This window comes from Streptomyces sp. NPDC039465, from assembly GCF_055639315.1.
Window position 1 is genome coordinate 165282 of record NZ_JBVKAP010000012.1, and the last position, 12456, is coordinate 177737.

The following is a 12456-nucleotide window of genomic DNA, read 5'->3' on the forward strand; positions in this document are numbered from 1 at the left end:
GAAAGACCCACGGCCGTGGTGGGGGCTCGGGGTGTCTCCCCGCCACGGCCGTCACGCAGCACAACGCCGGAGCCGGGCTCCCGGTTACGGGGCTCCACGCCCGCGTGCGCTCCTTCTTTCGGCCCAGTCTCCGGCTCCATCTGTTGCCTCCGGCTCCGTCCCGCACTTGACTTTCCCTTTGCGGAGGTTGCTCCCGGGGTGTCCGGGAGAAGCCCCTCTGCGTTTCGCGGACGCTCGCACGGAGGTGGCACTGATGCTCTCGGCCCGCAGCCTGTTCCAGGAGATCGTCGACAACGACGACGCCTACCAGCTCTTCTGCTCGATCGCGGCCAGCGGCGAGAGCCAGGGTGGCTGGGAGAACGCCCGGATCGCCGCGCTCGTGCCGCCCAGCATGCGTGAACTCGCCCCCAAGATCACCCGGCACGGTGCCGACGAGGACAAGCACGGCCGCATCTTCCACGCCCTGCTCAAGAAGCGCGAGCTGGAACCGGTCGAGGTACCGCCCGAGACCGACTACACGATGCTCCTGGAGAAGAACGGCATCGGCCTCGCCCATGACAAGCTCCGCAACGACGAGCCCCTGGACGAGCGGGACATCGTCGTCTACCTCTCGCACAGCCGCGTCACCGAACAGCGCGCGGCCGACCAGATGGTGATGCTGGTCAAGTACTTCGGCGACCATCCGGAGGTCGGCAAGGCCATCCGCATGATCAGTAACGACGAGGACAACCACCTCGCCTACTGCCACGAGGAGTTGCTGCGCCTCGCCCGCGCCGGGCACGGCCGGGCGATCCAGCACACGCTGCGCGAGTGCGCGCTCGCCGAGATCAAGATCTACCGCGACGTCAGCTTCGCCGTCATGGGCCACATGGGCCGCATCCTGCGCTGGCCCAAGGCCAAGTCGGCTGCCCTCCAGGCCGGTATCCACGGCATGTACGCCTACGAGCGCGCCGGCGGCTGGCGGCGCATGGTCGCCCTCAAGATGCCCGAGCGGCGGGACGCCCTTGGCGGCCCCGCCACCCCGGCACCCGCCTTCTGACCGGCGGCGGCGCGGCCGGTCCTACAGCCAGCCACGCCGCTTGAACAGCCGGTACAGGCCGACCTCCACGGCCGCCATCAGCACGACCACGCCCGGATACCCCCAGGCCCAGGTGAGCTCCGGCATGTGGTCGAAGTTCATGCCGTAGATCCCCGCGACCATCGTCGGTACCGCCGCCATCGCCGCCCACGCCGAGATCTTCCGCATGTCGTCGTTCTGCCGCACCCCCATCTGCGCCAGATGCGCCGACAGGATGTCCGACAGCAGCCGGTCGAGCCCCTCCACCTGCTCGTTCGCCCGGGTCAGATGGTCACCCACGTCCCGGAAGAACGGCTGGGCCGCCGCGTGCACGAACGGCACGGTCCCGGCCGCGAGCCGGGTCACCGGCGCCGCCAGCGGCCCGGTGGCCCGGCGGAACTCCAGCACCTGCCGTTTGGCCGTGTAGATCCGCGCCGCGGTCGTCTTCGGATGACCGCCGTCGGGGGCGAAGACCTCCGCCTCCAGCTCCTCCAGGTCCACCTGCAGCTCGCCCGCCACGTCGATGTAGTGGTCCACCACTGCGTCCCCGACCGCGTACAGCACCGACGTCGGCCCCTGCCGCAGCACCTCCGGGTCGGCCTCCAGGCGCCTGCGTACGGCCGCCAGCGGGGCGCTGTCGCCGTGCCGGACCGTCACCACGAACGAGTCGCCCACGAACAGCATCAGCTCGTCGGTGGAGACCCGGTCGCTCTCCGGCTCGTACACCACCGGTTTGAGGACCATGAACAGCGAGTCGTCGTAGACCTCCAGCTTCGGCCGCTGATGAGCCTTCAGCGCGTCCTCGACCGCCAGCGGGTGCAGCCCGAACTCCTCCGAGACATGACCGAACTCCTTCTCCGTCGGCTCGTACAGCCCGAGCCAGAGGAACGCGTCCCCCTCGGCCCGTGCCTGGGCCAGGGCGTCCGAGAGATCGGTGGGACCCTCGGACCGAGCGCCCTCCTTGTAGATGGCACAGTCCACGATCACGGCGCGTATTCTCCCTTCGTCCCGGGGCCTTCGCACCTCCACGGCCCGCCTCCTGCTTCTACCCTTGCGGGCATGGCCACGCTGATCCTCGTCCGCCACGGACGCTCCACCGCCAACACCGCCGGGATCCTCGCGGGATGGACCCCCGGCGTCGCCCTCGACGAGCGGGGCGCCGCGCAGGCGGCCGCGCTCCCCGGGCGGCTGGCGCGGGTGCCGCTCGCCGCCGCCGTCAGCAGCCCCCTCCAGCGCTGCCGGGAGACTCTCCAGCCGCTGCTGGACGCCCGCCCCGGGCTGCCGCTGCACACCGACGACCGGATCGGCGAGTGCCACTACGGCGACTGGTCGGGACGCAAGCTCGCCGAGCTCGCCGACGAGCCGCTGATGGAGACCGTCCAGCAGCACGCCTCCGCCGCCGTCTTCCCCGGCGGCGAGTCGATGCGCGCCATGCAGCACCGCGCCGTCGAGGCCGTCCGCGAATGGAACGCCCGCATGGAGGCCGAGCACGGCGAGGACGCCGTCTACCTCATGTGCTCGCACGGCGACATCATCAAGGCGCTGGTCGCCGACGCGCTCGGGATGCACCTCGACCTCTTCCAGCGCATCCACGTCGACCCCTGCTCCGTGACCGCCGTCCGCTACACCCGGCTGCGGCCCTTTCTGCTGCGCCTGGGAGACACCGGCGACTTCGGCGCGCTGATCCCCCGGGGGAGCGGCGATTCCACCGGCGAGAGCGCGGCCGCCGAGGTCGGTGGCGGTGCGGGCGCACCGTGATCGATCCGCGCAGTAGGGTGGATGAGGCGCCGTAGCGCCAGGGGGGACAACCCCCGGCCCCCATGGCCCGATTGCCGTCGCGCGCAAGACAGCCGTCCGATCAGCCGTCGATACTCAAGGGAGACAGGGACGTGTCCCGTCAGGTGTTCCTCTACGACCCGCCGGAGCGCTTCGTGGCGGGTACGGTCGGGCTGCCTGGCCGCCGTACGTTCTTCCTGCAGGCCTCCGCCGCAGGACGGGTCACCAGCGTCGCCCTGGAGAAGACCCAGGTGGCCGCCCTCGCCGAGCGGATCGACGAACTGCTCGACGAGGTCGTACGGCGCACCGGCGGCAACGCGCCCGTGCCGGCCGTCGCCCCGGCCGAGATCACCGACACGGCCCCGCTGGACTCTCCCGTGGAGGAGGAGTTCCGGGTCGGCACCATGGCGCTCGCCTGGGACGGCGAGGACCAGCGGATGATCGTCGAGGCCCAGGCCCTCGTCGAGCTGGACGCCGACACCGAGGAGGACCTCGCGGAGGCCGAGGAGCGGCTCCTGCAGGACGAGGAGAACGGCCCGCCGATGCTCAGGGTCCGGCTCACCGGCGCCCAGGCCAGGGCCTTCGCCAAGCGCGCCCTGGACGTCGTCAACGCCGGCCGCCCGCCGTGCCCGCTGTGCAGCCTGCCCCTCGACCCGGAAGGACATGTGTGCCCGCGCCAGAACGGATACCGCCGGGGAGCATGACGATCCTCGACCTCCTGACGAAGGGCGAGCTCACCGTCCGCGGCCAGGTCCGCGAGGCCTCCAACGGTGTCCTGTACTGCTCGGTCGCCTACGAGGACCAGGAGGCCGCCTGCGTCTACAAGCCGGTCGCGGGGGAGCGCCCGCTGTGGGACTTCCCCGACGGCACCCTTGCCCAGCGGGAGGTCGCCGCGTACGCCCTCTCCGAGGCGACCGGCTGGGGGCTCGTCCCGCCCACGGTGCTGCGCGACGGGCCCTACGGCGAGGGCATGTGCCAGCTGTGGATCGAGGCCGACCCGGCGGCGAACCTGCTCGCGCTGGTCGAGGACGAGGAACCGGCCGACGGCTGGAAGGCCGTGGGGCTCGCCCAGGTCGCCGAGGACCACACCGCGCTGCTCGTCCACGCCGACGACCCCGATCTGCGCCGGCTCGCCGTACTCGATGCCGTGATCAACAACGGCGACCGCAAGGGCGGCCATCTGCTGCCCGCCCCCGAAGGGCGGCTCTACGCCATCGACCACGGAGTCACCTTCCACGTGGACGACAAGCTCCGCACCCTGCTGTGGGGCTGGGCCGGGGAGCCGCTGCCGGCCGAGGCGGCCGAGGTGCTCGCCCGGCTGGAGACCGAGCTCGCCGACGGCATGCCGCTCGCCACCCGGCTGGCCCAGCTCCTGACACCCGCCGAGATCGACGCCGTACGCGCGCGTGTCACGCGACTGCGCGCCACAGGACGGCACCCGGAGCCCTCCGGCGAGTGGCCGGCGATCCCCTGGCCACCGGTCTGACCCGGTACGTTCTCCCCTACACGAACGGCCCACGACCGCAAGAGGGCCTTCTCGGTCAAGATCCCGGATCCGGTTCGTATCCGGAACGTGCGTCCGGTTACGCTTCAAGACATGCATGCCTGGCCCGCTTCTGAGGTCCCCGCCCTGCCCGGCAAGGGCCGCGACCTCCGGATCCACGACACCGCGACCGGCGGTCTGGTCACCCTCGACCCCGGTCCCGTCGCCCGTATCTATGTCTGCGGCATCACGCCGTACGACGCCACCCACATGGGACACGCGGCGACCTACAACGCGTTCGACCTCGTGCAGCGCGTGTGGCTCGACACCAAGCGGCAGGTTCACTACGTCCAGAACGTCACCGACGTGGACGATCCGCTCCTGGAGCGGGCCGTCCGCGACGGCATCGACTGGGTCGGCCTCGCCGAGCGGGAGACCGCCCTGTTCCGTGAGGACATGACCGCCCTGCGGATGCTCCCGCCCCAGCACTACATCGGTGCCGTCGAGGCGATACCGGGCATCGTGCCGCTCGTCGAGCGGCTGCGGGACGCCGGAGCCGCCTACGAGCTCGAAGGCGACATCTACTTCTCCGTCGAGGCCGACCCGCACTTCGGCGAGGTGTCCGGCCTGGACGCCGAGGCGATGCGGCTGCTCTCCGCCGAGCGCGGCGGCGACCCCGAGCGCCCCGGCAAGAAGAACCCCCTCGACCCGATGCTCTGGATGGCCGCCCGTGAGGGCGAGCCGAGCTGGGACGGTGCCAGCCTCGGCCCCGGCCGCCCCGGCTGGCACATCGAGTGCGTCGCCATCGCCCTGGACCACCTCGGCATGGGCTTCGACGTCCAGGGCGGCGGATCCGACCTGGTCTTCCCGCACCACGAGATGGGCGCCTCGCACGCCCAGGCCCTGACCGGCGAGCACCCCTTCGCCCGGGCGTACGTGCACGCCGGCATGGTCGCCCTCGACGGCGAGAAGATGTCCAAGTCCCGCGGCAACCTGGTCTTCGTCTCGAAGCTCCGGCGCGACGGCGTCGACCCGGCGGCCATCCGTCTCTCGCTCCTCTCGCACCACTACCGCGCCAACTGGGAGTGGACCGACCAGGTCCTCGAGGACGCCGTCGCGCGGCTCGGCCGCTGGCGCGCCGCGGTCTCCCGGCCCGACGGGCCGTCCGCCGACGCGCTCGTCGAGGAGGTCCGCGAGGCGCTCGCCCAGGACCTGGACGCCCCCGCCGCGCTCGCCGCGGTCGACCGCTGGGCCGCGCTCCAGGAGGCCGAGGGCGGCACGGACGAGGCCGCGCCCGGCCTCGTCTCCCGTACCGTCGACGCCCTCCTCGGCGTCGCGCTCTGACCGTCTCAGGGCCGCCCGTGGACAGCGCTCCACGGGCGGCCCTGTGCGTTTCCCGGACGTCTGACACGCGGGGAATGTCAGGGATGTGATGAGGCGTCAGCGACCATGGGCCTTGTGTCAGGTCCGGCAATCTGCTGACGGGCCGGGACGCGGGCGGGGGCGGCGCCGGACCGGCACCGCCCCCGCGTCGTCACCCGACGGACGTGGTCACTCCTCGGACGCCTCGTCGCCCGGGGCGCCCCGGGCGTCGTCCCCGTCCTCGTCCTGACCGGCCTTCCCCGGCTCCGCCTTGGGCGGCTTCGGCGGCTTCGTACGGCCGCTGGAGGTGTCCCGCAGATACGAGCTGTCGCCGCTCTCCGTGGCGTGCCCCGGGCCCTGGGCGGGGCCGCCGTCGCGCCGCCGCAGATACCGCTCGAACTCGCGGGCGATCGCCTCGCCGGACGCCTCCGGCAGATCCGCGGTGTCCCGCGCCTCCTCCAGCGTCTGGACGTACTCCGCCACTTCGCTGTCCTCGGCGGCCAGCTGGTCCACCCCGAGCTGCCAGGCCCGCGCGTCCTCGGGCAGTTCGCCCAGCGGGATCCGCAGATCGATCAGATCCTCCAGCCGGTTCAGAAGCGCCAGCGTCGCCTTCGGGTTGGGCGGTTGCGACACGTAGTGCGGCACCGCCGCCCACAGGCTCACCGCCGGCACGCCCGCGTGCGTGCACGCCTCCTGGAGGATGCCGACGATGCCCGTCGGCCCCTCGTAGCGGGTCTCCTCCAGGTCCATGGTCCGCGCCAGATCCGGGTCGGAGGTGACACCACTGACCGGCACCGGGCGGGTGTGCGGGGTGTCACCGAGCAGCGCGCCCAGGATCACCACCATCTCCACGCCCAGCTCATGCGCGAAGCCGAGGATCTCGTTGCAGAACGAACGCCAGCGCATGGACGGCTCGATACCGCGCACCAGGACCAGATCGCGGGGCTTGTCGCCGCCGACCCGGACCACCGAGAGCCGGGTCGTCGGCCACGTGATCTTCCGCACGCCGCCGTCCAGCCACACCGTGGGCCGGTTGACCTGGAAGTCGTAGTAGTCCTCGGCGTCGAGCGCCGCGAACACCTCGCCCTTCCACTCCCGTTCCAGGTGCGCGACCGCGGTGGAGGCGGCGTCGCCGGCGTCGTTCCAGCCCTCGAACGCGGCCACCATGACCGGGTCGATCAGCTCGGGAACCCCCTCGAGCTCGATCACCCAGCGCCTCCTTCCGAAGTTCCTGTCGTACGGACCAACCTTACGGCTTTCCGGGGGCCGGGCCGCAGCCCCCGTACGCGTCCGGGATGCGTCCCGGCCTTGATCGACTACCCACGATCCAGGGCCGGCACACGACGGATTCCGTCGGGGCCACAGAGGAACGGGTAAGGGGCGGCCTCCAGGGAGACCGCCCCTTACCCGCACGCTCCCGCGGGCCTACTTGGCCGCGAGTATGCCCTCGACCTTGGCGCGGATCTCGTCCGTCGCCAGGCCGCGGATGGTCAGCGTCGTACGCCGCCGCAGCACGTCGTCCGCCGTCTCGGCCCACTCGTGGTCACGGGCGTAGGCGACCTGCGCCCAGATCTCCGGGGCGTCCGGGTGGATGCGCTCGGCGAGCTCCGGGTTGTCGTTCGCCATGCGGGCGATGTCGAACGACAGCGAACCGTAGTGCGTCGCCAGGTGCTTGGCGGTGTCGGCGGCCATCCGCGGGCCCGGGGCCGGGCCGTCGACGAGCAGCCGGTGCACGACCGCGTTGGGGTTGGCGATACCGGGCAGCGGCAGCCGCTTGGGCAGCTCCGACACCGGCTCGTAGTCCTCGCCCAGCGGCCGGCCCGGCAGCTGCTCCAGCTTCTTCATCACCGTACGGCCGATGTGGCGGAAGGTCGTCCACTTGCCGCCGGCCACCGACAGCATGCCGCCGCGGCCCTCGGTCACGACCGTCTCGCGCTTGGCCTTGGAGGTGTCGCCGGGACCGCCCGGCAGCACGCGCAGACCGGCGAAGGAGTACGTGATCAGGTCCCGGGACAGCTGCTGGTCGCGGATGGAGAACGCGGCCTCGTCCAGGATCTGGGTGACGTCCTTGTCGTTGACCGCGACCTCGCCCGGGTCGCCCTCGTACTCCTCGTCGGTCGTGCCGAGCAGCAGCATGTCCTCCCAGGGGAGGGCGAAGGTGATGCGGTACTTGTCGATCGGGGTGGCGAGCGCGGCCTTCCAGGGGGAGGTGCGCTTGAGGACCAGGTGCGCGCCCTTGGACAGCCGGATGGAGGGGGCCGCGTTCGGGTCCTCCATCTTGCGCAGGTGGTCGACCCAGGGGCCGGTGGCGTTGAGGACGAGGCGCGCGTCGACGCCGAACTCCTCGCCGTTCGTACGGTCCTTGAGGTCGGCGCCGGTGACCCGGCCCCGGGTGAAGCGCAGTCCGGTGACTTCGGCGTGGTTGAGGACGACAGCGCCGGCGGCGACCGCCGCGCGGACCGTCATCAGCGCCATCCGCGCGTCGTTCATCTGGTCGTCGCCGTAGACGGCCACGGCCTTGAGGTTGTCCGTACGCAGCTCGGGCACGTCCTGCGCGGCCTTGGCCGGTGAGAGCAGGTGGCCGACGCCGTCACCGAACGCGGACAGGGCGCTGTAGGCGAAGACGCCCGCGCCGAGCTTGGCGGCGCCGTGCGGGCCGCCCTTGTAGACGGGCAGGTAGAAGGTGAGCGGGTTGGCGAGGTGCGGTGCCACCTGACGCGACACCGCACGCCGCTCGAAGTGGTTCTCCGCGACCAGCTTCACCGCGCCGGTCTGCAGGTAGCGCAGGCCGCCGTGGAGCAGCTTGGAGGAGGCGGAGGAGGTGGCGCCGGCGAAGTCGCCGGCGTCCACCAGGGCCACCCGCAGTCCCGACTGCGCGGCGTGCCAGGCGGTGGAGATGCCCAGGATGCCGCCGCCGATCACCAGGAGGTCGTACGTCGCCTTGGAGAGCTGCTCCCGAGTTTCGGCGCGGCTCGGCAGGGAACCGGCAGCCGGGTGCGTCCCGAGGGCGGGGACGCTCTGCAGGGTGGTCATGTCGATCTACTCCTCGTCAGTTTTCCTCATCGAGCCAGCCCATGGAGCGCTCCACGGCCTTGAGCCAGCTCTTGTACTCGCTGTCACGCTTGTCGGCGTCCATGCGAGGGGTCCACTCGGCGGCCCGGCGCCAGTTGGCACGCAGGGCGTCGGTGTCGGGCCAGAAGCCGACGGCCAGGCCGGCGGCGTAGGCGGCGCCGAGGCAGGTGGTCTCGGCGACCATCGGACGCACGACCGGCGCGTCCAGGAAGTCCGAGAGGGTCTGCATCAGCAGGTTGTTGGAGGTCATGCCGCCGTCGACCTTGAGGGCCGTCAGCTCGACACCGGAGTCCTTCGTCATGGCGTCGGTGATCTCGCGGGTCTGCCAGGCGGTGGCCTCGAGCACGGCGCGCGCGATGTGCGCCTTGGTGACGTACCGGGTCAGGCCGGCGATCACACCGCGGGCGTCGGAGCGCCAGTACGGGGCGAACAGGCCCGAGAATGCGGGGACGAAGTAGGCGCCGCCGTTGTCCTCGACCGAGGAGGCGAGCGTCTCGATCTCGGCGGCGGACTTGATCAGGCCCATCTGGTCGCGCATCCACTGCACCAGCGAACCGGTGACGGCGATCGAGCCCTCCAGGGCGTAGACCGGCTTCTCGTCGCCGATCTGGTAGCCGACCGTGGTCAGCAGGCCGCTGTAGGAGTTGATGATCTTGTCACCGGTGTTCATCAGCATGAAGGTGCCGGTGCCGTACGTGGACTTGGCCTCGCCCTCGGCGAAACACGTCTGGCCGAACAGGGCGGCCTGCTGGTCGCCGAGCGCGGAGGCGACCGGGACGCCGTCCAGGACGCCGCCCTTGACGGTGCCGTACACCTCGGCGGAGGACCGGATCTCCGGCAGCACCTCGGCCGGGATCTCCATGGACTGAAGGATCTTGTCGTCCCAGCCCATGGTGTGCAGGTTCATCAGCATGGTGCGCGAGGCGTTGGTGACATCGGTGACGTGGTGGCCGCCGTCGACGCCGCCCGTCAGGTTCCAGATGACCCAGGAGTCCATGGTGCCGAAGAGGATGTCGCCGCGCTCGGCGCGCTCGCGCAGGCCCTCGACGTTGTCGAGGAGCCAGCGGACCTTCGGGCCGGAGAAGTACGAGGCAAGCGGCAGACCGGTCTCGCGGCGGAAGCGGTCCTGGCCGACGTTGCGGCCGAGCTCCTTGCAGAGGGCGTCGGTGCGGGTGTCCTGCCAGACGAGGGCGTTGTGGACGGGCTCACCGGTGTTCTTGTCCCACAGCAGCGTGGTCTCGCGCTGGTTGGTGATGCCGATGGCCTTCACGTCGGCGGCGGTGATGCCGGCCTTCTCGATGGCGCCGGCGACGACCTCCTGGACGTTGGTCCAGATCTCGGCGGCGTCGTGCTCGACCCAGCCCGGCTTCGGGAAGATCTGCTCGTGCTCCTTCTGGTCGACGGAGACGATGCGTCCGTCGCGGTCGAAGACGATGCAGCGGGAGGAGGTGGTGCCCTGGTCGATCGCGGCGATGAACGGCCCCGCGCCGTGGGAGTGGGTGGCGGCGGTGTGTGCGTCGGTCACGGTGTGCTCCAAAGAAGTCTCAGGTCTGCGGTGGCTGTACGGCTCAGGCGAACGCGATGGTGTAGATACCCGCGGCGAGGGCTCCGCCGATCAGCGGGCCGACGACCGGGATCCAGGCGTAGCCCCAGTCGGAACCGCCCTTGTTGGGCAGCGGCAGCAGGGCGTGCACGATCCGCGGACCGAGGTCACGGGCCGGGTTGATCGCGTAGCCGGTCGGGCCGCCGAGGGAGAGACCGATGGAGACGACGACGAACGAGGTGATCAGGGCGCCGAGCACACCGAGGCCCTTGCCGCTGTCGTTGAGGCCCTGGGTGAGCACCGCGAGGACCAGGACGACCGTGCCGATGATCTCGGTGGCGAGGTTCTGCCAGACGTTGCGGACCTCGGGACCGGTGGAGAAGACACCGAGGACCGGGCCGGCATTCGGGGCCGACTTCTGGTCGACCATGCCTTCCTCGTGCGGCGTCGAGATGATCGCCTCGTCGGTGAGGTGGGCCTGGAACTGTCCGTAGTACGTGACCCAGACCAGGAAGGCACCGATCATCGCGCCCAGTATCTGGCCGGCGAAGTAGATTGGAGCATTGCTCCAGTCGCCGTCCTTGACCGCGATGCCGACGGTGACGGCCGGGTTCAGGTGGGCGCCGGAGAGGGTGCCCGTCATGTAGACGGCCGTCATGACCGCGAAGCCCCACCCGAAGGTGATCGCGAGCCAGCCGGCGCCCTGCGCCTTAGAGCGCTTCAGCGTGACGGCGGCGCACACGCCACCGCCCAGCAGGATGAGTACGGCGGTACCAATGATCTCGCCGATGAAGATGTCGGAGCTGGACACCCGCGACTCCTTTGTCCTTCGTCCAGGGGAAGGCGAACCCCGGGTCCCTCCGGTGGTCCGCGCCCTCAGGTGAGGGCGTTTGCCGGTCCCGTGGCCTTGCGACACTCTAGCGCGTATTGCCGGTAGGTGTTCGACAATGCCGACCGATGAACGGCAGTTTTGCGCCCGGGTGAACAGCGCGTCAAGGGTTCCGTTGGCCGAAACCCGGATCGTTACCGACGAGGCCCCAAGGCCTCCTCGATCGCCCGGTGTCGCAGGTCAGTGCCGCCCACAGGGCCCGGCCGCAGGGTCGTACGGAGCCCCATGGCAAAGGCGCCCGCCCCCTCGGGGTGCGGGCGCCCATGGGCGGGATCCGGCCGCGGCGGTACGCGGGCACGGAGGCCGGGGGGCCGGCTCAGAAGCGGCCGGCGCCCAGGTCGCGGGAGACCGCGCGGGCGCAGTCCCGTACCGCCGCCACCAGCTCCGAACGTAGCTCCCCGGCATTGCAGACGCGCTCCACGGCCCCCGTGATGGCGACCGCGCCCACCGGCATCCGGCGCCGGTCGTGGATCGGGGCGGCCACCGAGGCCACGCCCTGCCAGGTCTCCTCCACGTCCGCCGCCCAGCCACGCGCGCGTGTCAGGTCCAGCACCGACTCGAAGTCGGTGAGGTCCGTGACCGTACGGGCGGTGAACGTCTCCCGCTCCACCTCCAGCGCCTCGCTGTGCGCCACCGGGTCGTACGCGGAGATGACCTTGCCCAGGGCCGTCGAGTGCAGCGGCTGCATGGCGCCGACCTCCAGTACCTGACGGCTGTCGTCCGGCCGGAAGACGTGGTGCACGATCAGTACCCCCTGCTGGTGCAGGACGCCCAGATGGACGCTCTCGCCGCTGGAACGGGCCAGGTCGTCCGTCCACACCAGGGCGCGCGCCCGCAGCTCGTGCACGTCGAGATAGCTGTTGCCAAGACGCAGCAGCTCGGCGCCCAGCTGATAGCGGCCCGAGGCTGCGTCCTGCTCCACGAACCCCTCCGCTTGGAGGGTGCGCAGAATGCCGTGGGCCGTGCCCTTGGCCAGTCCGAGCGACGAGGCGATGTCGGAGAGTCCGAGCCGGCGCTCGCCGCCCGCGAGCAGTCGCAGCATCGCCGCCGCCCGTTCAAGCGACTGGATGTTCTTCGCCATCGCCCGGCCCTTCTCCCCATCTTCTGGACCCTGCGGTACCGGTGCGGGCACCTACGCGGGGATTCGATCTTGCTATTCGACAATGCTGAACACTATCGGTCCATGCCGAACTTGTGTCACCACTGAAAGTGTCCGTCAAGACCTGCGACGACGGCTTCTCGGGAACACAGCATGCCGTCCGCCCCGTGGGACA

11 protein-coding genes are annotated in these 12456 nt (G+C 71.0%); 5 read left to right on the forward strand and 6 right to left on the reverse strand.

What is annotated here, in order from left to right; all coding sequences use genetic code 11:
- The first annotated feature begins 253 nt into the window (after positions 1-253).
- Positions 254-1039, forward strand: a complete 786-nt coding sequence (locus ACZ7LT_RS30865) for a ferritin-like domain-containing protein (protein ID WP_471239402.1) — start codon at positions 254-256, stop codon at positions 1037-1039.
- A gap of 21 nt (positions 1040-1060) precedes the next feature.
- Here ACZ7LT_RS30865 and corA read toward each other — a convergent pair whose 3' ends face one another.
- On the reverse strand, positions 1061-2053 hold the full coding sequence (gene corA, locus ACZ7LT_RS30870; protein WP_471239451.1) for a magnesium/cobalt transporter CorA: 993 nt from the start codon (positions 2051-2053) through the stop codon (positions 1061-1063).
- A 63-nt stretch (positions 2054-2116) separates the two neighbouring features.
- Here corA and ACZ7LT_RS30875 point away from each other — a divergent pair, with 63 nt between their 5' ends.
- The 4 genes from ACZ7LT_RS30875 (at position 2117) to mshC (ending at position 5660) form a co-directional block, all read left to right on the forward strand.
- Positions 2117-2815 carry a histidine phosphatase family protein gene (locus ACZ7LT_RS30875; RefSeq protein WP_471239403.1) on the forward strand — a complete coding sequence of 233 codons (699 nt, stop codon included), beginning with the start codon at positions 2117-2119 and terminating at the stop codon, positions 2813-2815.
- A 131-nt stretch (positions 2816-2946) separates the two neighbouring features.
- Positions 2947-3537, forward strand: a complete 591-nt coding sequence (locus tag ACZ7LT_RS30880; RefSeq protein ID WP_019885014.1) for a DUF3090 domain-containing protein — start codon at positions 2947-2949, stop codon at positions 3535-3537.
- A complete protein-coding gene (locus ACZ7LT_RS30885) occupies positions 3501-4319 on the forward strand; it encodes an SCO1664 family protein (protein ID WP_471239404.1) in 819 nt (272 codons plus the stop codon). Before ACZ7LT_RS30880 ends, ACZ7LT_RS30885 begins: the two co-directional genes overlap by 37 nt.
- A 111-nt stretch (positions 4320-4430) precedes the next feature.
- Entirely contained in the window at positions 4431-5660 is a 1230-nt protein-coding gene (gene mshC / locus ACZ7LT_RS30890; protein ID WP_471239405.1) for a cysteine--1-D-myo-inosityl 2-amino-2-deoxy-alpha-D-glucopyranoside ligase, read from the forward strand.
- A gap of 207 nt (positions 5661-5867) precedes the next feature.
- Here mshC and ACZ7LT_RS30895 read toward each other — a convergent pair whose 3' ends face one another.
- The 5 genes from ACZ7LT_RS30895 to ACZ7LT_RS30915 all read right to left on the reverse strand — a co-directional run bounded on the left by ACZ7LT_RS30895 (position 5868) and on the right by ACZ7LT_RS30915 (position 12263).
- On the reverse strand, positions 5868-6887 hold the full coding sequence (locus ACZ7LT_RS30895; RefSeq protein WP_471239406.1) for a PAC2 family protein: 1020 nt from the start codon (positions 6885-6887) through the stop codon (positions 5868-5870).
- Between the two features lie 216 nt (positions 6888-7103).
- Positions 7104-8711 (reverse strand): glycerol-3-phosphate dehydrogenase/oxidase, encoded by a 1608-nt coding sequence (locus ACZ7LT_RS30900; RefSeq protein WP_471239407.1) that lies wholly within the window; start codon positions 8709-8711, stop codon positions 7104-7106.
- 16 nt (positions 8712-8727) lie between these two features.
- The gene (glpK, locus tag ACZ7LT_RS30905) at positions 8728-10275 is read right to left on the reverse strand and encodes a glycerol kinase GlpK (protein ID WP_471239408.1); all 1548 of its coding nucleotides are present in this window, start codon (positions 10273-10275) and stop codon (positions 8728-8730) included.
- Positions 10276-10318: 43 nt separating this feature from the next.
- Positions 10319-11104: an MIP/aquaporin family protein gene (locus ACZ7LT_RS30910; protein WP_471239409.1), complete on the reverse strand. Its 786-nt coding sequence runs from the start codon at positions 11102-11104 to the stop codon at positions 10319-10321.
- A gap of 394 nt (positions 11105-11498) precedes the next feature.
- Positions 11499-12263: an IclR family transcriptional regulator gene (locus tag ACZ7LT_RS30915; RefSeq protein WP_471239410.1), complete on the reverse strand. Its 765-nt coding sequence runs from the start codon at positions 12261-12263 to the stop codon at positions 11499-11501.
- Positions 12264-12456 lie beyond the last annotated feature (193 nt).

Coding starts and splice junctions, on each gene's coding strand:
- ACZ7LT_RS30900 (WP_471239407.1), bottom strand. CDS start 8,711: ATGACCACCCTGCAGAGCGTCCCCGCCCTCGGGACGCACCCGGCTGCC.
- mshC (WP_471239405.1), top strand. CDS start 4,431: ATGCATGCCTGGCCCGCTTCTGAGGTCCCCGCCCTGCCCGGCAAGGGC.
- ACZ7LT_RS30915 (WP_471239410.1), bottom strand. CDS start 12,263: ATGGCGAAGAACATCCAGTCGCTTGAACGGGCGGCGGCGATGCTGCGA.
- ACZ7LT_RS30865 (WP_471239402.1), top strand. CDS start 254: ATGCTCTCGGCCCGCAGCCTGTTCCAGGAGATCGTCGACAACGACGAC.
- ACZ7LT_RS30875 (WP_471239403.1), top strand. CDS start 2,117: ATGGCCACGCTGATCCTCGTCCGCCACGGACGCTCCACCGCCAACACC.